Source organism: Pseudomonas sp. 32A, from assembly GCF_052682255.1.
Window position 1 is genome coordinate 1,524,049 of sequence record NZ_JBQYLY010000001.1, and the last position, 21,257, is coordinate 1,545,305.

Sequence of the window (21,257 nt, forward strand, 5' to 3'; positions counted from 1 at the left end):
CATTTTCGAGAACGGCGGACATTGGCATCGTGACATTGCTTCCATGAGACCGAATTGACCTCTATATTGAGTGCCTTGATTCGGTGATTGAACCCGTAAAAGCACACTATTAGGGCGAAAGATGGCTGTCAAAACAAATATTGACATGGTGTCAATTATGCGAGAAGGACTCTCCAACGGGCAGGGCGTGAAGTACAAACGCCTGTCCGATGTCATGGAGCGGGGCATTCTTGAAGGCTTGATTGAACCGGGAAGAAAGCTGCCGCCCCATCGGGTGCTTTCCGACAATCTGGGGGTCACCATCGGCACCATCAGCCGCGCCTACGGTGAGCTGGAACGCCTGGGGTTGGTGGTGGCGCGGGTCGGTGATGGCACCTTCGTGCGCAAGCGTGGGATGGAGCGCCAGCGGGATGAAGGCTTTCGCAACTTCAGCGACGAGCCGCGGCAATACTTTGATATGAGCCGCAATATGCATATCCCGGGGCAGGAGACCACGTTCCTGGCCCAGAGCTTCCAGACGCTGGCCACCAACGCCAAGTTTTTGCAGGACATCAGTGCCTACACCCCGGATGCCGGCCTGCCGCGCTACCGGGCGGCGGGTGCCCAGTGGCTGGTGCAGCGGGATTTCCACCCGATTCCCGAGCAGGTGATCTGCGTGAACGGCGGCCAGCATGGGCTGCTGTGTGCACTGATGGCGCTGTTACGGGCCGGCGACACGGTGGTCACCGAACAGTTGACCTACCCGGGGCTGATCACCGCCGCGCGCATGCTGGGCATCCGCCTGATCGGCCTGGAAATGGATGAAGAAGGGCTGCTGCCGGGGGCGCTGGATGAAGTCTGCCGCAATCACCGGGTTTCGGCGTTGTACTGCACGCCGACCATCCAGAATCCCACGACAGCGGTGCTGTCGGTCGCGCGCCGTGAGGCGCTGGTCAAGGTGTGCCGTGAACACAACCTGCTGATTCTTGAGGACGAGGCCCACGGGGTGTTGGTGGAAGACCGCCCGCCGCCCCTGAGCCATTTCGCCCCGGAGCGTACGATTCTGATCAGCAGCCTTAGCAAGGCGGTGTCGGCGGGGTTGCGCGTTGGGTACGTGCATGCGCCGCCGGCGCTGGTCAGCCGGATTTCTGCGGCCTTGCGTTCCACCTGCTGGATGGCCACGCCGGTCACCCTGGAATTGGCCACGCAATGGATCGAAAACGGCACGGCAGAACACCTGTTGCACCAGCAGATCCAGGAAATCAGCCGGCGCAAGGCACTGGTTGAAGGGTTGTTGATCGGGTTGGAGTACCGCACTCACCTGAACAGCCCGCACTTCTGGATCGAAGTCCCGGAGCCCTGGCGTGCGTCGGAAATCGAGGCGGAGTTAAAGCAGAACAATTACCTGATCGCGACAGCCGAAGCGTTTGCGGTGGGGCAGACGGCGGTGCCGCAGTTTATTCGGGCGAGTATCTGCAATACGTCGGGGGATGATCAGTTGTTGCTGGATGGGTTTGATGCGCTGGCGACGGCGTTGGGGCAGGGTGGGGGGCGGTTTCACTTGTGATGATAGGCCCTTGTGGCGAGGGGGCTTGTCCCCCGTTGGGCTGCGCAGCAGCCCCAAACCTGCCGACGCCGTTCTGTCTGAGAGACTGCGGTGGCATTACTGGGGCCGCTTCGCAGCCCACGGGGGGCAAGCCCCCTCGCCACAGTTGATCTGTGGTGCCTGAACTGCCGGTTACTTAAACCGCCGCTCCACCCCTTTCTCCACCAGAATCTTCGCCGAAATCTCTTCCACCGAAAAATGCGTGGAATTGATGTGCGCAATATTCTCCCGGCGGAACAGATTTTCCACTTCCCGCACTTCAAATTCGCACTGCGCATAGCTGGAGTAACGGCTATTGGGCTTGCGCTCGTTACGGATCGCCGTCAGCCGGTCCGGGTCAATGGTCAGCCCGAACAGCTTGTGCTGGTGCGCGCGCAAAGCGCTCGGCAGCGTCAGGTGCTCCATGTCGTCTTCGGTCAGCGGGTAGTTGGCCGCGCGTATCCCGAATTGCATGGCCATATAAAGGCAGGTCGGCGTCTTGCCGCAGCGGGACACGCCCACCAGGATCAAATCAGCCTTGTCGTAGTAGTGGGTGCGGGCGCCGTCGTCGTTGTCGAGGGCGAAGTTCACCGCCTCGATCCGCTCCATATAGTTGGAGTTGTGGCCGATGGAGTGAGATTTTCCGACGGAGTATGACGAATGTTCACTTAACTCTTGTTCCAGCGGCGCCAGGAAGGTAGAGAAGATGTCGATCATGAAACCATTGGAGGTGGCGAGGATCTCACGAATGTCCTGATTGACGATGGTGTCGAAAATGATCGGACGAAATCCGTCTTTTTCGGCCGCCAGATTGATTTGTTGTACCATGGCTCGCGCTTTATCCACGCTATCGATATAGGGTCGCGTGAATTTGCTGAAGGTAATGTTTTCGAACTGCGCCAGCAGGCTTTGACCCAGGGTTTCGGCTGTAATGCCGGTGCCGTCGGAGATAAAGAAAGCAGATCGTTTCATTTGAGCCTTGGGCCTTAAGCTGATGACGAATCTTGGATATGATAGGCGCGATTTTGCCGTCCCGCAGTGGGCCGCATTCTCACTTATTTTCCAGGTCCAGGCCACAAACGCCGGTAACTGCTCCTACTGAGCCGCCGGCGTCCTGAGCTTTTCCAACACAGAAAGTGGAGAGATCACCTTGGTAGAGTACGTAGTTTCCCTCGATAAGCTCGGCGTCCATGATGTAGAGCACGTAGGGGGCAAGAACGCATCCCTGGGCGAGATGATCAGTAATCTTGCGGGTGCCGGTGTATCGGTGCCAGGTGGTTTTGCCACCACTGCCCAGGCTTACCGTGATTTCCTCGAGCTGAGCGGCCTCAACGATCAGATCCATGCCGCCCTCGATGCGTTGGACGTCGATGACGTCAACGCCCTGGCCAAGACCGGCGCCCAGATCCGTCAATGGATCATGGAAGCCGAGTTCCCCGAGAAGCTCAACGCCGAGATCCGCACCGCGTTTGCCACGCTGTCGGCCGGTAACCCGGACATGGCCGTCGCCGTGCGCTCCTCGGCCACCGCCGAAGACCTGCCAGACGCATCCTTTGCCGGCCAGCAGGAAACCTTCCTGAACATCCGCGGCGTGGAAAACGTGATCCGCGCGGCCAAGGAAGTATTTGCCTCCCTCTTTAACGATCGCGCCATTTCCTACCGCGTACACCAGGGTTTCGACCACAAGCTGGTGGCCCTGTCTGCCGGTGTGCAGCGCATGGTGCGTTCGGAAACCGGCACCGCCGGCGTGATGTTCACCCTGGACACTGAATCGGGCTTCCGCGACGTGGTGTTCATCACCGGCGCCTACGGCCTCGGCGAAACCGTCGTACAAGGCGCGGTGAACCCGGACGAATTCTACGTCCACAAACACACCCTTGAAGCCGGCCGCCCGGCCATCCTGCGCCGCAACCTGGGCAGCAAGGCGATCAAGATGATCTACGGCGACGAGGCCAAGGCCGGTCGCTCGGTGAAAACCGTTGATGTCGACAAGGCCGAACGCGCGCGTTTCTGCCTGACCGACGCCGAAGTCAGCGAATTGGCCAAGCAAGCGATGATCATCGAGAAGCACTACAAGTGCCCGATGGACATCGAATGGGCCAAAGACGGCGACGACGGCAAGCTGTACATCGTTCAGGCCCGCCCTGAAACCGTGAAGAGCCGCACTTCGGCCAACGTCATGGAACGCTACCTGTTGAAAGAAACCGGCACCGTGCTGGTGGAAGGCCGTGCCATCGGCCAGCGCATCGGCGCCGGCAAGGTGCGGATCATCAAGGACGTGTCGGAGATGGACAAGGTCCAGCCAGGCGACGTGCTGGTCTCCGACATGACCGACCCGGACTGGGAACCGGTGATGAAACGCGCCAGCGCCATCGTCACCAACCGTGGCGGGCGTACCTGCCACGCGGCGATCATCGCCCGTGAGCTGGGGATTCCGGCAGTGGTGGGCTGCGGCAACGCGACCCAACTGTTGAAAGACGGCCAGGGCGTGACCGTATCCTGCGCGGAAGGCGACACCGGCTTTATCTTCGAAGGTGAGCTGGGCTTCGACATCAAGCAAAACTCCATCGACGCCATGCCGGACCTGCCGTTCAAGATCATGATGAACGTCGGCAACCCGGACCGCGCCTTTGATTTCGCGCAGTTGCCGAATGCCGGTGTGGGCCTGGCCCGCCTCGAGTTCATCATCAACCGCATGATCGGCGTTCACCCCAAGGCGCTGTTGAACTACGACGGCCTGCCGCCGGACATCAAGGAAAGCGTCGACAAGCGCATCGCCGGCTACAACGACCCGGTGGGCTTCTACGTCGAGAAGCTGGTGGAAGGCATCAGCACCCTGGCGGCGGCGTTCTACCCGAAAAAGGTCATCGTGCGGCTGTCGGATTTCAAGTCCAACGAATACGCGAACCTGATCGGCGGCAAGCTCTACGAGCCGGAAGAAGAAAACCCGATGCTGGGCTTCCGTGGTGCTTCGCGTTACATCAGCGAAGCCTTCCGCGACTGCTTTGAGCTGGAATGCCGTGCCCTCAAGCGCGTGCGCAACGAGATGGGCCTGACCAACGTCGAAATCATGGTGCCGTTCGTGCGCACCCTGGGTGAGGCGAGCCAGGTGGTGGACTTGCTGGCAGAAAACGGCCTGTCCCGTGGCGAAAACGGCCTGCGGGTCATCATGATGTGCGAGCTGCCGTCCAACGCCATCCTGGCCGAAGAGTTCCTGGAGTTCTTCGACGGCTTCTCCATCGGCTCCAACGACCTGACCCAGCTGACCCTGGGCCTGGACCGCGACTCGGGGATCATCGCTCACCTGTTCGACGAGCGTAACCCTGCGGTCAAGAAGCTGCTGGCCAACGCTATCCAGGCCTGCAACAAGGCTGGCAAGTACATCGGCATCTGCGGCCAAGGCCCTTCCGATCACCCGGACCTGGCCAAGTGGCTGATGGAGCAGGGCATCGAAAGCGTCTCGCTGAACCCCGATTCCGTACTGGAAACCTGGTTCTTCCTGGCTGAAGGTCAAACGCCGGCGTAAAACGCAGCACCCCAAAGTGCCGGTCACCCTTGCGGTTGGCCGGCATTTCTCATTCTGTACAGGGCGGAACTCCTTCCGGACGCCGCCCTTTTTTGTGCAAGAGCATTATGCAAAGCAGCAGCAACCTGTTCCCCGTCGCCTTGATCAGCGCTGAGCGTCGTGGCGACCTGAGTGAAGATGTGTACCGGCTGAAACCTGGCAACAGCCCCGACGGCACCGTCGAGCTGGCCGTGACCCGCCTGGGCCTGGCTGATGTCCCGGAAAACCGGGGCGTGCCGGTGGTTTTGTTGCACGGCAGTTTCTCCAACCGACGCTTCTGGTATTCGCCCAAGGGTATCGGCCTGGGTGCCTACCTGGCGCGCGAGGGGTTCGATGTCTGGATTCCGGAAATGCGCGGCCATGGGCTGTCCCGACGTAACCACGATTACGCCAAGAATCGCGTTGCCGACTATGCGCGCTACGACTTGCCGGCCATCGCCGCCTTTGTGCGTGAGCAAAGCGGGCAGATTCCTCACTGGATCGGGCATTCCCTGGGCGGTACGACCTTGGCTGCGGCCTTGGGTGGGCAGCATCTGGGCGCGCCGGCGGTGGCCTCGGTGGCGTTGTTTGGCTGCCAGGTCAGCCGCACCCATTGGCCGTTGAAACTGCCACCGGTGGAATGGACCGGTCGCCTGCTCTTGAAACGTTTTGGCGAGTTGTCTGGCTCCCGGCTGAAACGCGGCCCAGAGGACGAGCCGGCGGGCGTGTTGATTGAAGCCATGCGCTGGAATGGTCTGTTCGGCCGCTTTGGCGAAGGTAAGCAGGATTGGTGGAAAGGCCTGGCAGGTGTCGACGTGCCGCTCTTGGCGGTGAGCGCTGCCGGCGATCATCAGGACCCGGACTGGGCCTGTCGCAAGCTCTTCGAACAGGTCGGCTCCGAGCATCGCCAGTACCTGTGCCTGGGGCGCCAGCAAGGGTTCAGCGGGGATTTCGGGCACGTCGAGATGCTCGTCAGCAAGGCCGCACAGGTTGAGGTGTGGCCGTTGGTGAGGGGTTGGTTGAAAGATCCGTTCACACCTTTGATGGGGGCGCAGTCTCAGGAGCTGGCAGCAGTTTGAGCGCAAGGCTCTATCAGGGGCGTTTCGCTTGTTTGCCGTAGCGGCTAAGATATGACGCGCTGGGTGGTTCTGGTCATATTCAGTCGCGCAGTAGGTCTTGCGTTGCTGTCCGATGGGCCTGACTATTCGACCCGGATTAAAGAACCTTCATGGCAAAGCGTTTCCAGATGTAAGTAAACAGTGGGATGTTCGACACCTTCTTTCACCTACAGGAGTTTCTCGATGAACCATTACCTTACCCCCGACCTGTGCGATGCCTACCCGGAGCTGGTGCAGGTAGTTGAGCCGATGTTCAGCAATTTCGGCGGCCGAGACTCCTTTGGTGGCGAGATCGTGACCATCAAGTGCTTTGAAGACAATTCCCTGGTCAAGGAACAAGCCGAACTCAACGGCGCCGGCAAGGTGCTGGTGGTCGATGGTGGTGGTTCCCTGCGCCGCGCGTTGCTGGGCGACATGATCGCCGAGAAAGCCGCGAAAAACGGCTGGGAAGGGCTGGTGATCTACGGCTGCATCCGTGATGTGGACGTGATCGCCCAAACCGACCTGGGCGTGCAGGCCCTGGCCAGCCATCCGATGAAGACTGACAAGCGTGGTCTTGGCGATTTGAACGTGGCGGTGACATTCGCCGGCGTGACCTTCCGCCCTGGCGAGTACGTGTATGCCGACAATAACGGCGTGATCGTCTCCCCAAGCCCGCTGAAAATGCCTGAATAAATAGCCGTAGCCGACAGGGGTGAGGATGTTCGAGGAAGAAAACGCGCAGTGGGGGTTGGTGCATGCCCTGGTGCTGGACGGTAAAGGTGGTGCGCGTTCGATTGCCCGGACAGAGCTTGATGAGCTGCAACTGCAGCCTCAGGAAAGCTTGTGGCTGCATTGGGACCGTAGTCACCCCCAGACCCAGACCTGGTTGCGCAAATCCAGCGGTTTGAGCGAGTTCGCCTGTGACCTGCTGCTGGAGGAAAACACCCGCCCACGCCTGTTGCCACTGCCGGACGCTGAACTGCTGCTGTTTTTGCGCGGGGTCAACCTCAATCCCGGCGCCGAACCGGAAGACATGGTCTCGGTGCGGATCTTTGCCTCGGCCGCGCGGGTGATTTCCCTGCGTTTGCGCCCATTGCGCGCCACCGACGAGTTGCTGGTGCAACTGGCGGACGGCAAGGGGCCGAAGACGTCCTCGGAACTGGTCCTGTATATGGCGCAGTACCTGACCAACAAGGTTCAGGATCTGGTCAGCGATCTGTCCGAAATCGTCGATATCGAAGAAGAAAAACTGGATGCCGACGAACGGTATACTCCGGAGCATGGCAGCGTTTTGCAGATCCGTCGGCGTGCTGCCGGGCTGAAGCGTTTCCTGTCGCCGCAGCGGGATATTTTCGCGCAGTTGACCCGGATCAAATTGCCCTGGTTCTGTGACGACGATGCTGACTACTGGAACGAATTGAACAACAGCCTGACCCGTTACCTGGAGGAGCTGGAATTGTCCCGGGAGCGCGTGGGGCTTGTGCTGGAGACCGAAGACCGGCGTTTGAGCCTGCGCATGAACCGCACCATGTACCGCTTCGGGATCATCACCGGGATCTTCCTGCCGATGAGTTTTCTGACCGGTTTGCTGGGGATCAATGTGGGCGGAATTCCGTTCTCTACCAGCCCTTACGGATTCCTGATTGCCTGCCTGATGATGGTCTCGGTGGCGGTCGGGCAGTGGTGGTTGTTTCGACGTTTACGTTGGGTGTGAGCTGAATGTGACCTGAACGTGGAAAGAGGTCATGTGACCCGAAGAATTTTACCCTCGTCTTTTAAATCACTTGCGAGAGGTTTTTTATGCACGATCCGTTCGAACAGTCTTTGCGTGACATGCTGAATGCCTCGCCGTCCAACCGGGACGACGATGCTTGCCTGGGTCGCGTTTTGAAAACCGCCAACCGCCAGGTCGGGGCGGGGGATCTGTTCGGTCTGCTCGGCCGCTGGTTGCCGGCGTTGATGATGGCGTTGAACAACGGTTCGGCCCACGTTTCACCGGTTTCCCGTCGTAAACCTCTTGCTCGCACTGCTGATAAGGCTGAATGAATATGGAACTCGATCTCTGGACCCAGAGTCTGGTAACTGCAATGACTGCACTGTGGACCAAGGTGGCGAATTTCATTCCCAACCTGTTTGGTGCATTGGTGGTGGTACTGCTGGGGTTTGTCGTGGCCAAGCTGCTGGACACCCTGCTTTCCAAATTGCTGGCTAAACTGGGTCTTGATCGATTGATGGGTGGTACCGGCCTGACCAAGATTCTGGGGCGTGCCGGGTTGCAGGTACCGATCTCGACATTGATCGGCAAGATCGTTTATTGGTTTGTTTTGCTGATTTTTCTGGTTTCTGCGGCTGAATCCCTTGGACTTGAGCGAGTTTCAGCTACGCTCGACATGCTGGCGCTGTATTTGCCGAAAGTATTCGGTGGCGCGCTGGTGTTGCTGGTAGGGGTTTTGCTGGCGCAACTGGCCAACGGCCTGGTGCGCGGTGCGGCTGAAGGCGTAGGTCTGGATTACGCCAGCGGCCTGGGGCGAATTGCCCAGGGCCTGGTGATTATCATCAGTATTTCGGTCGCGATCAGCCAGTTGGAGGTCAAGACTGACCTGCTGAACCACGTGATTGTGATTGTTTTGATTACCGTTGGTCTGGCCGTTGCGCTGGCCATGGGGCTGGGAAGTCGGGAAATTGCAGGGCAGATTCTTGCGGGAATCTATGTGCGTGAGCTATATCAGGTTGGGCAACAAGTGCGTGTGGGCGAGGTCGAAGGGCAGATCGAGGAGATCGGCACGGTCAAGACGACGGTGCTGACGGACGACGGCGAACTGGTGTCGCTTTCGAATCGGATCTTGCTGGAACAGCATGTGACTAGCCGCTAACCCGGCGAATCCTGCTAATGTACGCCGCCGCGAACCTGGGTATCCAGACTCTGGCGGACATTGACCTGACTGTCGGCACGACTTGTTTTGAATAAAGCCCAAACGCTGTCCACGCGCTATGACCCCCGTGAGCTCTCTGATGAGGAGTTGGTCGCGCGCTCGCACACGGAGCTGTTTCACGTAACACGCGCGTATGAAGAATTGATGCGCAGGTATCAACGCACTCTGTTCAACGTTTGTTCAAGGTATTTAGGGAACGATAGAGATGCGGATGATGTCTGTCAGGAAGTGATGCTCAAGGTGCTCTACGGCCTGAAGAACTTCGAGGGCAAATCGAAGTTCAAGACATGGCTCTACAGCATCACGTACAACGAGTGCATCACGCAGTATCGGAAGGAACGGCGAAAGCGTCGCTTGATGGACGCTTTGAGTCTGGACCCCCTTGAGGAAGCGTCTGAAGAAAAGACGCCAACCTCGGAAGAAAAGGGCGGACTCGATCGCTGGTTGGTGCATGTGAATCCGATTGACCGGGAAATTCTGGTGCTACGATTTGTCGCAGAGCTGGAGTTTCAGGAAATCGCAGACATCATGCATATGGGTTTGAGTGCTACAAAAATGCGTTACAAACGCGCTCTTGATAAATTACGTGAGAAATTTGCGGTCAGCACTGAAACTTAGTGCGTGGCAAATATCTCTTACGTGTAGGCAAGTTCTGTTAGACTTGTCGCCGAGTTGTCCCCCGGTATGTGGGACTGCTTTACAATCACCAGATGGGGATTTAACGGATGAAACTGAAAAACACCTTGGGCTTGGCCATTGGTTCTCTTATTGCCGCTACTTCTTTCGGCGTTCTGGCACAAGGCCAAGGCGCAGTTGAAGGCGAGCTGTTCTACAAGAAGCAGTACAACGATAGCGTCAAGCATATCGAAGACGGCTTCAACCCAGGCGCTCGCATTGGTTACTTCCTGACCGACGACCTGTCGTTGAACCTGAGCTACGACAAAACCAACCACACCCGTTCTAACGACGGTACTGGCAACCAGAAGATCAAAGGTGATACCGGCAGCGTTACTGCCCAGTACCACTTCGGTCAAGCTGGTGTTGACTCCCTGCGTCCATACGTAGAGGGCGGTTTCGGCCACCAGAGCCGTTCCAACGTACAGGCTGATGGTCACAGCGGTCGCGATCAGTCGACTCTGGCTATCGCTGGCGCTGGCGTGAAGTACTACTTCACCAACAACCTGTACGCTCGTGCCGGTGTTGAAGCTGACTACGCAATCGACAACGGCAAGTGGGATTACTCCGCACTGGTCGGCCTGGGTGTAAACTTCGGCGGTAACGCTGGCGCAGCAGCTCCAGCTCCTACCCCAGCACCAGCTCCAGAGCCAGTTCCAGAGCCAGAAGCTCCGGTTGCTCAGGTTGTTCGTGTTGAGCTGGACGTGAAGTTCGACTTCGACAAGTCGGTTGTTAAGCCTAACAGCTACGGCGACGTGAAAAACCTCGCTGACTTCATGAAACAGTACCCACAAACCACCACCGTTGTTGAAGGTCACACTGACTCCGTCGGTCCTGACGCTTACAACCAGAAGCTGTCCCAGCGTCGTGCTGACGCTGTTAAGCAAGTCCTGGTCAAAGACGGTATTGCTCCTAACCGTGTAAGCTCGGTTGGTTATGGCAAATCCCGCCCAGTTGCTGACAACGCAACTGAAGCTGGCCGTGCTATCAACCGTCGCGTAGAAGCCTCGGTAGAAGCACAAGCAGCTCAGTAATTACTGAGTTGTAGAAAAAAGCCCGGCTTAGGCCGGGCTTTTTTTCGCCTGTAATTTACCTCAGGCGGTGGCGCTGGCCAGGGCCTCAACCGCTTGTGTCGCCTGGGCAACCCGGCCAATCACCAGGATCGCCGGGCTCTTGAGCGCAAATTCGTGCGCATCTTCCTGCATCCGGGAAAGACTGCTGCGGCACTCACGCTGATGTGGCAACGAGGCGTTTTCAATCATCGCCACCGGCATGTCATCGCTCATGCCACCTTCCAGCAACTGCTGGCGAATCTCCCCCAGCTTCGCCACGCCCATATAGATCACCAGCGTCGTGCCGCCCTCGGCCAGTGCTCGCCAATTGAGGCTGCTGTCGTCCTGAGTGTGAGCCGTGACCAGCGTGACGCCACGGCTGATACCGCGCAACGTCAGCGGGATATCACAGTTCGTCGCCCCGGCCAGCCCCGCCGTAATGCCGTTGACCAACTCCACGGTCACCCCTTGCTGCCTGAGCCACGCCGCCTCTTCGCCGCCGCGACCAAAAATGCACGGATCGCCACCCTTGAGCCGCACCACGCATTTGCCTTGCCGGGCATAGCGCAACATCAGGCGATGGATAAACGCCTGCGGCGTGGAACGACAGCCGCCGCGCTTACCCACGGTGATCAGCCGTGCAGTGGGGCAATGCTCCAGCAGCGCCGGGTTGACCAGATCATCGATCAGCACCACGTCGGCTTCCCGCAGGGCTCTCACCGCCTTGAGTGTCAGCAGCTCCGGATCGCCGGGACCTGCGCCCACCAGCCAGACTTTTGCGCTCATATGCTTTCCTCACACCGTGATCGCGATTGGCTGCGTGCCGTTCGCCAATAGCCGTTTGATTTCCGGCACACAGGAGCCGCATTGCGTACCGCAACCCAACTCCTGCTTCAGCCCGTTCAGGTCCAGGCCCCGGGCAATGCCGGCGCAGACCGCGTTTTCGCTGACGTTCTTGCAGTTGCACAATGTCTTGTTGCTGGTGGAACCACCCCCCGGTGGCGCACTCAATGGCGCCAGCAGCCAACGTCGTAACGTGTCATCGGTGCGGCCTTCCAGCCACAGGCTTTGCAACCAGTGGCGAGCCAGGGTTTCGCCGGCCAGACGGATTGCGGTGATACGGCCCTTTTCAATTTTTACCCGCTTGCCAATGGAGCGCCGCGGGTCGTCGTAGGCCATGACCGGACCGTCATTGAGGCCCAGCAACTGGTCAATCTGCTTGAGCAGCTCAAGTGCAGGCGCCTCGTGATGCGCCGCACGAATCAGCAGGGCAGGCCGCTCGCGCCCGGTCAGGCTCAGGCTGACGTAGGCAAAGCCCTCACACAGCGGTCGCAACGCTTCGAAGTGTTGCTGCACATCGCCCTCGATCAGCGCAAACAAGTGCCAGGGCAGTTGCACCGCCTCCAGGCGCACGCCGCTATGTTTGAGTTCCGGCTGCTTGGACAGCGGATCGAACGCCGGCTGGGTCAGCGCATTTACGCCGCCTTTGAGAAAGCGGTCGCCCCAGTGCATCGGCAGGAACGCCTGGCCGGGGCGCACGCTGTTATCACTGCCGACGGCGACAATCACGCTGCCGCGCCGACTTTTCAGGTTGATCAGGTCGCCTTCCTTCAAACGATGCCGGCGCAGCTCGTCCGGGTGCAGGCTGAGCAACGCTTCACTGACATGCCCGAACAGCTGCGCAGCGGTACCAGTGCGGCTCATGCCATGCCATTGGTCCCGCAGGCGTCCGGTGATCAGGGTCAGAGGGAAGCGCGCGTCACGCTGCTCCTTGGCGGCGCGATAAGGGTCGGCGACAAAGTGCGCCCGGCCAGTCTCCGTAGGGAAAATCCCGTCGGTGTACAGCCGTGGTGTTCCGCTCACCGCGTCGGCCGGGAAGGGCCATTGCTGGGGGCCGATCCGGTCCAGCAGGGCGTGACTGATACCCGAGAGGTCCAAGTCGCGCCCACGGGTCAGCAATTTGTATTCTTCAAAGATCTGCGCGGGTTGCTCAAAGGCAAAAAGACCCGGTTTTCCGGGACGAAGACGCCGCTCCAGGCGCTGGGCAAAATCCACGGTGATTGCCCAGTCCGGCCGCGCCTCTCCTGGTGGGACGATGGCCTGCCGGACGTGGGAAATGCGCCGTTCAGAGTTGGTGACCGTCCCTTCTTTCTCGCCCCAGCTCGCTGCGGGCAACAACAGGTCGGCGAAACGCGCTGTCTCGGTTGTACGAAAGGCTTCCTGTAGCACCACGAACGGACATGCCTCCAAGGCCTGGCGTACGGTGTTCTGGTCGGGCAGGGATTGTGCGGGGTTGGTGCAGGCGATCCACAGGGCCTTGATCTTGCCAGCCTGCATCTGTTCAAACAGTTCGATGGCTGTGAGCCCGGTGCTGGCGGGAAGTTGTTCTACACCCCAATACGCAGCCACTTCTGCCCGATGTTCAGGATTGGCAGCCTCGCGATGGCCCGGCAACAGATTCGACAAGCTTCCTGTTTCCCGTCCACCCATGGCATTCGGCTGACCCGTCAGGGAGAAAGGTCCACAGCCAGGACGGCCGATGGTGCCGGTCGCCAAATGCAGGTTAATCAGCGCACTGTTCTTTGCGCTGCCTGCGGTGGACTGGTTCAGCCCCATGCACCACAACGACAGGAAGCTCGCCGAGGTGCCGACCCATTCTGCGCACAGCCGCAATTGCTCGACACTGATCCCGCACAGCTGCGTAACCATCTGCGGCGTGTAGTCGTGAACCAGGCGTTTGAGCTCCACCAGACCGTTGGTGTGGGCCTGGATAAAGTCGCGGTCGATCCAGTCTTCCCACAACAACAGGTGCAAGATCCCATGGAACAACGCGACATCCGTACCCGGCAGGATCGCCAGATGCAGGTCCGCCAGGTCGCAGGTGTCGGTGCGCCGGGGATCAATCACCACCACCTTCATCTGTGGCCGACGAGCCTTGGCTTCCTCCAGGCGTCGGAACAACACCGGATGTGCGTAGGCCATGTTACTGCCGACGATCATCACGCAGTCGCTCGACTCCAGGTCCTCATAACTGCAGGGCGGCGCATCAGCCCCCAGGCTGCGCTTGTAGCCGACCACCGCCGAAGACATGCACAGCCGCGAGTTGCTGTCGATATTGTTGGTGCCCACCAGCGCTCGCGCGAGTTTGTTGAAGCTGTAGTAATCCTCGGTCAGCAACTGCCCGGATATATAGAACGCCACGCTGTCCGGCCCGTGTTCGGCGATGGTTTCGGCGAACACATTGGTCGCGTGTTCCAAGGCGGTGTCCCAGTCAGTGCGGGTGCGGGCCAGGCCTTTGCCCAACCGCAGTTCCGGGTACAACGCACGGGCAGCAAGATCGCCAGTCAGGTGCAGGCTTGCACCCTTGCTGCACAGCTTGCCGAAGTTGGCTGGATGGCTCGGGTCGCCAGTGACGCCGAGGATCTGCGAACCATCATGCTCGATCAGCACGCCGCAACCGACCCCGCAGTAGCAGCAGGTAGACGCGGTGGTCTGGCGGTTCATCAACCGGCGTCCCGCAGGGCCAGCATCACCCGGCCGTTTTCCACACGGGCCGGGTGGTGATGGGCGCAGCCGACGTCCGGTGCCTGGGCTTCACCGGATTCCAGGTCGATCTGCCAGTTATGCAGCGGGCAGGCCACGCGCTTGCCGTAGATCAAGCCTTGGGACAACGGGCCACCCTTGTGGGGGCAGCGGTCGTCGAGGGCGAAAACTTCGTCGTCACTGGTACGAAAAATCGCGATGTCACCTTTGGGCCCGGTGATGATGCGCGAGCCCAGGGCGTTGATTTCTTCAAGGGCGCAGATATCCAGCCAGTTCATGCCGGCACCTCCAGCAGTTTGACGGGGATGGTGTCGAATTCCTTTTTCAGCAGCGGCTGTTCCAGGCGTTCTTTCCACGGGTCCTGTTCGAACGACAGGGAGAATTGCAGGCGGTCATTGAGCGCCTGGCGCCGCGCCGGGTCTTCCAGGACGGCCTTCTTGATGTGCTCCATGCCCACCCGTTGCAGGTAGTGCACGGTGCGCTCCAGGTAGAAGGCTTCTTCCCGGTAGAGCTGTAGGAAAGCGCCGTTGTATTCGCGCACTTCTTCGGCGGTTTTCAGCTTGACGAAGAACTCGGCGACTTCAGTCTTGATCCCGCCGTTACCGCCGATGTACATCTCCCAGCCCGAATCGACGCCGATAATTCCCACGTCCTTGATCCCCGCTTCCGAGCAGTTGCGCGGGCAGCCGGACACTGCCAGCTTGACCTTGTGGGGCGACCACATATTGAACAGGTCATGTTCCAGCTCAATCCCCAGCTGTGTGGAATTCTGCGTACCAAAGCGGCAGAACTCGCTGCCCACGCAGGTCTTCACGGTGCGGATGGATTTGCCGTAGGCATGGCCGGACGGCATGTCGAGATCCTTCCATACACCGGGCAAGTCCTGCTTCTTGATGCCCAGCAAGTCGATACGCTGCCCGCCGGTGACCTTGACCATCGGCACGTTGTACTTGTCGGCCACATCGGCGATGCGCCGCAGTTCCGATGGATTGGTCACACCGCCCCACATCCTCGGGACTACCGAGTAGGTGCCGTCTTTTTGAATATTGGCGTGGGCCCGTTCGTTGATCAGGCGCGATTGCGGATCGTCTTTCGCCTCGCCGGGCCAAGTGGAAATCAGGTAATAGTTGAGTGCCGGGCGGCAGGTGGCGCAGCCGTTCGGGGTGCGCCAGTTCAGGTAGCTCATGGTGCCGGCGATGGTCAGCAGGTGCTGGTCGCGGATGGCCTGGCGGATCTGTCCGTGGTTGAGGTCGCTGCAGCCGCAGATGGCTTTTTCACTTTTGGGTTTGACGTCGGCCGCGCCGCCCACGGTGTTGATCAGGATCTGTTCCACCAACCCGGCGCAGGAGCCGCAGGAGCTGGCGGCCTTGGTGTGTTTTTTCACGTCGTCGACGCTGAACAGCCCGTGTTCCTGAATCGCCTTGACGATGGTGCCCTTGCACACGCCGTTGCAGCCGCAGACTTCAGCGCTGTCGGCCATGCTCATGGCCTTGTCCTGGCCCTGGTGACCTACATCGCCGATGGCGTTTTCGCCGAACATCAGGTGATCACGGATCTCGCCAATGGCATGGTTCTCACGGATCTGCCGGAAATACCAACCACCGTCAGCGGTGTCGCCGTACAGGCAGGCGCCGACGAGGATGTCGTCCTTGATCACCAGCTTCTTGTAGACGCCGCCAATCGGGTCGGAAAGGGTGATGGTTTCGGTGCCTTCGCCACCCATGAAATCCCCGGCGGAGAACAGGTCGATGCCCGTGACTTTCAATTTGGTGGAGGTCACCGAACCCTGGTAACGCGCGAAACCCAGCTGGGCGAGGTGGTTGGCGCAGACCTTGGCCTGTTCGAACAGCGGCGCCACCAGGCCATAGGCGATCCCGCGATGGCTGGCGCATTCGCCGATGGCATAGATGCGCGGGTCGTAGGTTTGCAGGGTGTCGTTGACCAGAATCCCACGGTTGCACGGGATGCCGGATTTTTCCGCGAGCTCGGTGTTGGGGCGAATACCGGCAGCCATCACCACCAGGTCGGCGGGGATCACATCGCCATTCTTGAATTGCACCGAGCCGACGCGGCCGTTGCCGGCGTCATGCAGCGCCTGGGTTTGTTCCTGCAGGCGGAACACCAGGCCACGGCTTTCCAGTTCGGTTTGCAGCAGTTGACCGCTGGTTTTGTCCAGTTGCCGCTCCAACAACCACTCGCCGATATGCACCACGGTCACGTGCATGCCGCGCAGCATCAGGCCGTTGGCGGCCTCCAGGCCCAGCAGCCCGCCGCCGATCACCACCGCGTGCTTGTGGGTCCTGGCGGTGTCGATCATGGCCTGGGTGTCGGCGATGTCACGGTAGCCGATTACACCCTGCAACGTATTGCCGGGGATCGGCAGGATAAACGGCGTGGACCCGGTGGCGATCAGCAGGCGATCGTACTCGGCCTCGCTGCCGTCTTCGGCGATGACTTTGCGTTTGACCCGATCGATCTGCACCACTTTGCGATTGAGCAGCAACTTGATGTTGTTATCGAGGTACCAGCTCAAATCGTTGAGCACGATCTCTTCGAAGGTCTGCTCACCGGCCAGCACCGGCGAGAGCAGGATGCGGTTGTAATTGGTGTGGGGCTCGGCGCCGAAGACGGTGATGTCGTACAGGTCGCTGCTCAGCTTGAGCAATTCTTCAAGGGTGCGAACCCCGGCCATGCCGTTGCCGATCATCACCAGTTTGAGTTTCTTCATGTCGTTCTCCGCAGTGGCTCGACAAATCGTGCGCAACAAAAAAAGGCGTCCCCGCTAGGTAAGTAGCGAGGACGCCTTTGTCCTGGTCCCGTTCTCTCGGGAAGCTCGACCTTCGACGTTGAAGGTGCGGCTATATGTGTGTTGATGGAAAAGTTAATGCAGTGGTTGTGCCAAGTGGCGGTTTGGCCGGGTTTGTTCGGTCTGCTGCCGATGTCTCGAGATATTTCGCCTCTTAGTGGTGCAACAGCCCGTACAACAGCACCAGATTGATCAGCAGCGACAGCACGGCCAACGTCTGCCAGACCTTCAGCGGTTCGCGCTCCAGCAGCGGTTTTGGCCGAATGCTCAGCTCGCGGCGGTCCGCCTGCTCTAATACCAGCAACCATTCCTCGGCGGTTTCATAACGTTGCTCGGGTTGCGCGGCGACTGCGCGCTCCAGACTTTGTTGCAGCCAGTCGGGCAGGTCGGGGCGGTAACGGCTGGCGCTGACCGGCGTGGTGAACCTGGGGCGCTGGAAAGCTTCGATTTCGCCGTAGGGATAATGCCCGGTGAGCAGGTAATACAAGGTCACGCCGACGCTATACAAATCCTGTTGCGGGGTAGGGCGTTCGCCGTTGAAGGCTTCCGGGGCGATAAAGCTCGGCGTGCCAGGCAGCAGGTGCGCGCGATCCTCGGAAAGCCCGGGGCAGCAGGCCAGGCCGAAGTCCAGCACGCGCAATTCGCCGTCTTCTCCCAGCAGCAGGTTTTCCGGCTTGATGTCGCGGTGCAGGATCTGCCGGCGGTGCAGCAGCCCGACCGCGCGCAACAGACGTTCGGCCAGGGACTGCCACTGCGCCAGGGGCAATAGGCCCTGGTGCTTGAACAGTTCGGCCAGGGTTTGCCCTGCGTATTCACGCATCACGTAGTACAAATGCTGACGACCGCTGGCGGGATGGACTTCAGGAAACGCGCGGCCGGCGACGCGGCGCAGGAACCACTCCTCCGACAGCAATGCCTGGGCGGCGAACACGTCATCGTCATGGCTGACCGGCAAGGTTTTCAGCAGCCAGGCCTGTTGCTGGGCATCGCGCACCCGGTAGAGCAGGGATTGGCGGCTTTGCCCCAGTTGTGCTTCCACCTGCCAGCCTTCGAAGCGCTGCCCGACTTTCAGGGGCGGCGGCAGCGGCCATTGCTGCAATTGCACCAGTGCATCACCCAAAGTAGCAGCGCCGAGCTGGTCGACGCGCACCAGCAGGGCGCTGGCATTGTCCTGACTGCCCGCGAGGTGCGCAGAGCTGACCAAGGTGTTTACCGCCAGGTTCAGGTCCGACTGTTCCCGCAGGATTGCGCTGATGCGGGTGTCATCCAGGGTCGCCCACACACCGTCGCTGAGCAGCAGAAAACACTCGCCGGCCCGCAACTCGCCGTCGAGGAAATCCAGTACCAGATGTTGATCCAGGCCCATGGCGCGCTTGAGCACATGTTGCATGCCCGGTTGCTCCCACACGTGCTCTTCGCTCAGGCGCTGCAACTCGCCATCGAGCCAGCGATACACCCGGCAATCACCCACATGGGCCAGGGTGAAACGCTGGCCGCGAAACACCAGGGCGCTCAGGGTAGTCAGCAACGGCTGGCCGCCGCCGTTGGCTTGCAGCCAGCGGTTCTGTGCCACCAGCAAGCGTTCCAGGGCCTGGGCCACGCCCCAGGTTTGCGGCGTGGCGTAGTAGTCCAGGGCCAGGGCCTGCAAGGTCGAACGAGCAGCCAGTCCGCCATCGGCGCATTGGCTGACGCCGTCGGCGATGGCGCACAGGTAGCCTTTGCTGGCGGCCAGCTCCGGGGCTGGCGTGACCAGGCGCAAGGCGTCCTGGTTTTCCTGCCGAGGGCCGGTGGCGCTGGCTTGGGCGAAGCTCAGTTGCAGGCTCATCAGACCCGGGCAGCCGTCACCGCTGCCGAGCCCCAGGTGGTTCTCCAGCGACGCTTGACGCCGTACAGGCCGAACCACGCCAGCACGCCCAGGCTGGCGAACAACCACAGTGCCAGTTGATAGCTGCCGGTGCTTTGCTTGATTGCACCCATGCCCGCCGCCAGGGCGAAACCGCCGATGCCGCCGGCCATTCCGATGAGGCCGGTCATCACACCAATCTCCCGATGAAAACGCTGGGGCACCAGCTGGAACACGGCGCCGTTACCCGCACCCAAACCGAGCATGGTGCAGACGAAAAGCGCCAGGGCGGCGTAGGAACTTGGCAGGTTGAAACCCACCGCCGCGATGCAGATCGCGGCCACGCCGTACATGCCGAGCAGGGTGCGAATCCCGCCGAAACGGTCGGCCAGGGCGCCGCCCAAAGGCCGCATCAGGCTACCGCCGAACACACAGGCGGCGGTGTAGTAACCGGCTGTGACCGGGCTCAAGCCGTATTGGTCGTTGAAGTAGCCGGGCAGGGCGCTGGCCAGGCCGATAAAACCGCCGAAGGTCACACTGTAGAAGAACATGAACCACCAGCTGTCGCGGTCGCCCAGGGCCTTGAAGTAGTCGGCCATGGACTTGGCTTTGGGCCGTTGTGGGGCATTGCGGGCGAGCCAGGCGAAGACGATCAGGGTCAGGATCAGTGGGATCAGCGCAAAGCCGAACACATTGCTCCAGCCGAACGCGGCGGCCAGTACGGGGGCCAACAAGGCTGCGAATACCGTACCGGAGTTGCCGGCGCCGGCGATGCCCATGGCCTTGCCCTGATGCTCGGCGGGGTACCACTGGGACGCCAGGGGCAGCGCGACGGCGAACGAGGCGCCGGCCATGCCGAGGAACATGCCCAGCAGCAGGGCTTGTTCGTAACTGTGAATCCCGAGTTTCCAGGCGCCGAAGAGGGCGCAGATGACGATCACCTGGCCAATCAGGCCGGCGGTCTTGGGGGAGAGCTTGTCGGCGAGCATGCCCATCAGGAAGCGCAGCACTGCGCCGGCGAGGATCGGCGTGGCGACCACCAGGCCGCGTTGTTGGGTGGTGAGGTGCAGGTCGGCGGCGATTTGCACCGCCAGTGGGCCTAACAGGTACCAGACCATGAAACTCAGGTCGAAATACAGGAACGCGGCGAACAGGGTTGGGGTGTGGCCGGATTTCCAGAAGCTTGATTTCATCACGCACCTCAGCGGTAAAGGGGTCTTATGAGAAGGCCTGGTGATGGAACGGCTGTGGCCGCCCCACCGGCCCCGGGCTATGGGGCCAAAACGAAAAAACGCCGCCACCGGGTTCGCGAGGGCAAACCGGGTGTGCGACGTCTTTGTCGTGGAGGGGGCAACCGCCGTTGGCTACCTGTGGGGATTCTTTAGCAAGAGGTGGGCCAACAGGCATTGGGTTTTGTGTACATATCCGTTGCTGCGGTAACGGCCACTTAGGGTTCCGCTCTTACAGCGGGTCACTTTTGGCAAACGCCCCAAAAGTAACCAAAAGGTCTTTGCCCCACCACTCGGTGCCTCGCTTAGGCTCGGCATGCCCGCACTCCGGCCCGGTTCCGCGGGCCGCCGCGACGGGCCATCCATGGCCCGGCGCGGCTAAATCGGCTTCCCTGCCGATTTACCCGCTCCACCGTGCCTGCTTGCGGCCATCGTGGTTGACGGGGCCCGCAGATCAAAATCAAAAGCAAGAGCACAGCGGCCTACCGGCCGGCTTGAGTGTTAAAAGCAAAAGCAAAGACCAGAGCGAAAACAGATCTGCTTTTCTGTGGGAGCGGGCTTGCTCGCGAAAAACCTGAGAGCGCCGCGTTTATCCAGAATGCCCGCGTCATCGTTAACGACCTTCGCGAGCAAGCCCGCTCCCACATTTGGACCGTGCCCGCTTTAGATTTTGATTTGGCTTTTGCTCTTCAACACTCAAGCCGGCCGGTAGGCCGCTGTGCTCTTGCTTTTGCTTTTGATCTTAAGCGCCCCGTTAAACCACGCTGGCCGAACGCAGGCAGTACGGAGCGGGTAAACCGGCAGGACGCCGGTTTAGCCGCGACGGGGCAGGGACGCCCCGTCGCGGCGGCCCGCGGAGTAATGCCGGAGTGCGGGCACACCGAGCCTAAGCGAGGTGCCGAGTGGTGGGGCAAGAGCGTTTTGCTTACTTTTGCGCTGTTCAAAAGTGAGCCGCTGTAAGAGCGGAA

General features: G+C 60.4%; 17 protein-coding genes. 10 read left to right on the forward strand and 7 right to left on the reverse strand.

Annotated features, from left to right (window positions below; genetic code table 11):
- Nucleotides 1-121 precede the first annotated feature (121 nt).
- Nucleotides 122-1,546 (forward strand): aminotransferase-like domain-containing protein, encoded by a 1,425-nt coding sequence (locus tag ACUN0G_RS06990; RefSeq protein WP_017479080.1) that lies wholly within the window; start codon nt 122-124, stop codon nt 1,544-1,546.
- Nucleotides 1,547-1,717: 171 nt separating this feature from the next.
- Here ACUN0G_RS06990 and ppsR read toward each other — a convergent pair whose 3' ends face one another.
- Nucleotides 1,718-2,536, reverse strand: a complete 819-nt coding sequence (gene ppsR, locus ACUN0G_RS06995) for a posphoenolpyruvate synthetase regulatory kinase/phosphorylase PpsR (protein WP_003215001.1) — start codon at nt 2,534-2,536, stop codon at nt 1,718-1,720.
- 178 nt (nt 2,537-2,714) lie between these two features.
- On the opposite strand from ppsR, the gene ppsA reads away from it, so the two are divergent.
- From ppsA to ACUN0G_RS07035, 8 genes are all read left to right on the forward strand, one after another.
- On the forward strand, nt 2,715-5,090 hold the full coding sequence (ppsA, locus tag ACUN0G_RS07000; RefSeq protein WP_063032371.1) for a phosphoenolpyruvate synthase: 2,376 nt from the start codon (nt 2,715-2,717) through the stop codon (nt 5,088-5,090).
- 107 nt (nt 5,091-5,197) lie between these two features.
- The gene (locus tag ACUN0G_RS07005; RefSeq protein ID WP_258344316.1) at nt 5,198-6,187 is read left to right on the forward strand and encodes an alpha/beta hydrolase; all 990 of its coding nucleotides are present in this window, start codon (nt 5,198-5,200) and stop codon (nt 6,185-6,187) included.
- Nucleotides 6,188-6,409: 222 nt separating this feature from the next.
- On the forward strand, nt 6,410-6,901 hold the full coding sequence (gene rraA / locus ACUN0G_RS07010; protein WP_258344318.1) for a ribonuclease E activity regulator RraA: 492 nt from the start codon (nt 6,410-6,412) through the stop codon (nt 6,899-6,901).
- Between the two features lie 25 nt (nt 6,902-6,926).
- A complete protein-coding gene (locus ACUN0G_RS07015; protein ID WP_258344319.1) occupies nt 6,927-7,922 on the forward strand; it encodes a zinc transporter ZntB in 996 nt (331 codons plus the stop codon).
- A gap of 86 nt (nt 7,923-8,008) precedes the next feature.
- A complete protein-coding gene (locus ACUN0G_RS07020) occupies nt 8,009-8,254 on the forward strand; it encodes a hypothetical protein (protein ID WP_003215011.1) in 246 nt (81 codons plus the stop codon).
- A 2-nt stretch (nt 8,255-8,256) separates the two neighbouring features.
- A complete protein-coding gene (locus ACUN0G_RS07025) occupies nt 8,257-9,081 on the forward strand; it encodes a mechanosensitive ion channel family protein (protein ID WP_008432650.1) in 825 nt (274 codons plus the stop codon).
- Between the two features lie 87 nt (nt 9,082-9,168).
- Nucleotides 9,169-9,759 carry an RNA polymerase sigma factor SigX gene (gene sigX, locus ACUN0G_RS07030; RefSeq protein WP_258344320.1) on the forward strand — a complete coding sequence of 197 codons (591 nt, stop codon included), beginning with the start codon at nt 9,169-9,171 and terminating at the stop codon, nt 9,757-9,759.
- Nucleotides 9,760-9,866: 107 nt separating this feature from the next.
- On the forward strand, nt 9,867-10,850 hold the full coding sequence (locus ACUN0G_RS07035; protein WP_421525728.1) for an OmpA family protein: 984 nt from the start codon (nt 9,867-9,869) through the stop codon (nt 10,848-10,850).
- Between the two features lie 60 nt (nt 10,851-10,910).
- On the opposite strand, the gene cobA is transcribed toward ACUN0G_RS07035, so the two are convergent.
- The 6 genes from cobA to ACUN0G_RS07065 form a co-directional block, all read right to left on the reverse strand.
- Nucleotides 10,911-11,654 carry a uroporphyrinogen-III C-methyltransferase gene (cobA, locus tag ACUN0G_RS07040; protein WP_445572984.1) on the reverse strand — a complete coding sequence of 248 codons (744 nt, stop codon included), beginning with the start codon at nt 11,652-11,654 and terminating at the stop codon, nt 10,911-10,913.
- A 9-nt stretch (nt 11,655-11,663) separates the two neighbouring features.
- Nucleotides 11,664-14,372, reverse strand: coding sequence for a nitrate reductase (locus tag ACUN0G_RS07045; protein WP_445572985.1), 2,709 nt, complete (start codon nt 14,370-14,372; stop codon nt 11,664-11,666).
- On the reverse strand, nt 14,372-14,689 hold the full coding sequence (gene nirD, locus ACUN0G_RS07050) for a nitrite reductase small subunit NirD (RefSeq protein WP_063032355.1): 318 nt from the start codon (nt 14,687-14,689) through the stop codon (nt 14,372-14,374). Before nirD ends, ACUN0G_RS07045 begins: the two co-directional genes overlap by 1 nt.
- A complete protein-coding gene (gene nirB / locus ACUN0G_RS07055; RefSeq protein WP_421525731.1) occupies nt 14,686-17,139 on the reverse strand; it encodes a nitrite reductase large subunit NirB in 2,454 nt (817 codons plus the stop codon). Before nirB ends, nirD begins: the two co-directional genes overlap by 4 nt.
- A gap of 232 nt (nt 17,140-17,371) precedes the next feature.
- Nucleotides 17,372-19,042, reverse strand: coding sequence for a protein kinase domain-containing protein (locus ACUN0G_RS07060; protein WP_445572986.1), 1,671 nt, complete (start codon nt 19,040-19,042; stop codon nt 17,372-17,374).
- Complete coding sequence (locus ACUN0G_RS07065; RefSeq protein WP_093200446.1) at nt 19,042-20,253, reverse strand: nitrate/nitrite transporter; 1,212 nt, start codon at nt 20,251-20,253, stop codon at nt 19,042-19,044. Before ACUN0G_RS07065 ends, ACUN0G_RS07060 begins: the two co-directional genes overlap by 1 nt.
- A 534-nt stretch (nt 20,254-20,787) precedes the next feature.
- Here ACUN0G_RS07065 and ACUN0G_RS07070 point away from each other — a divergent pair.
- Nucleotides 20,788-21,249: a hypothetical protein gene (locus ACUN0G_RS07070; RefSeq protein ID WP_445572987.1), complete on the forward strand. Its 462-nt coding sequence runs from the start codon at nt 20,788-20,790 to the stop codon at nt 21,247-21,249.
- Nucleotides 21,250-21,257 lie beyond the last annotated feature (8 nt).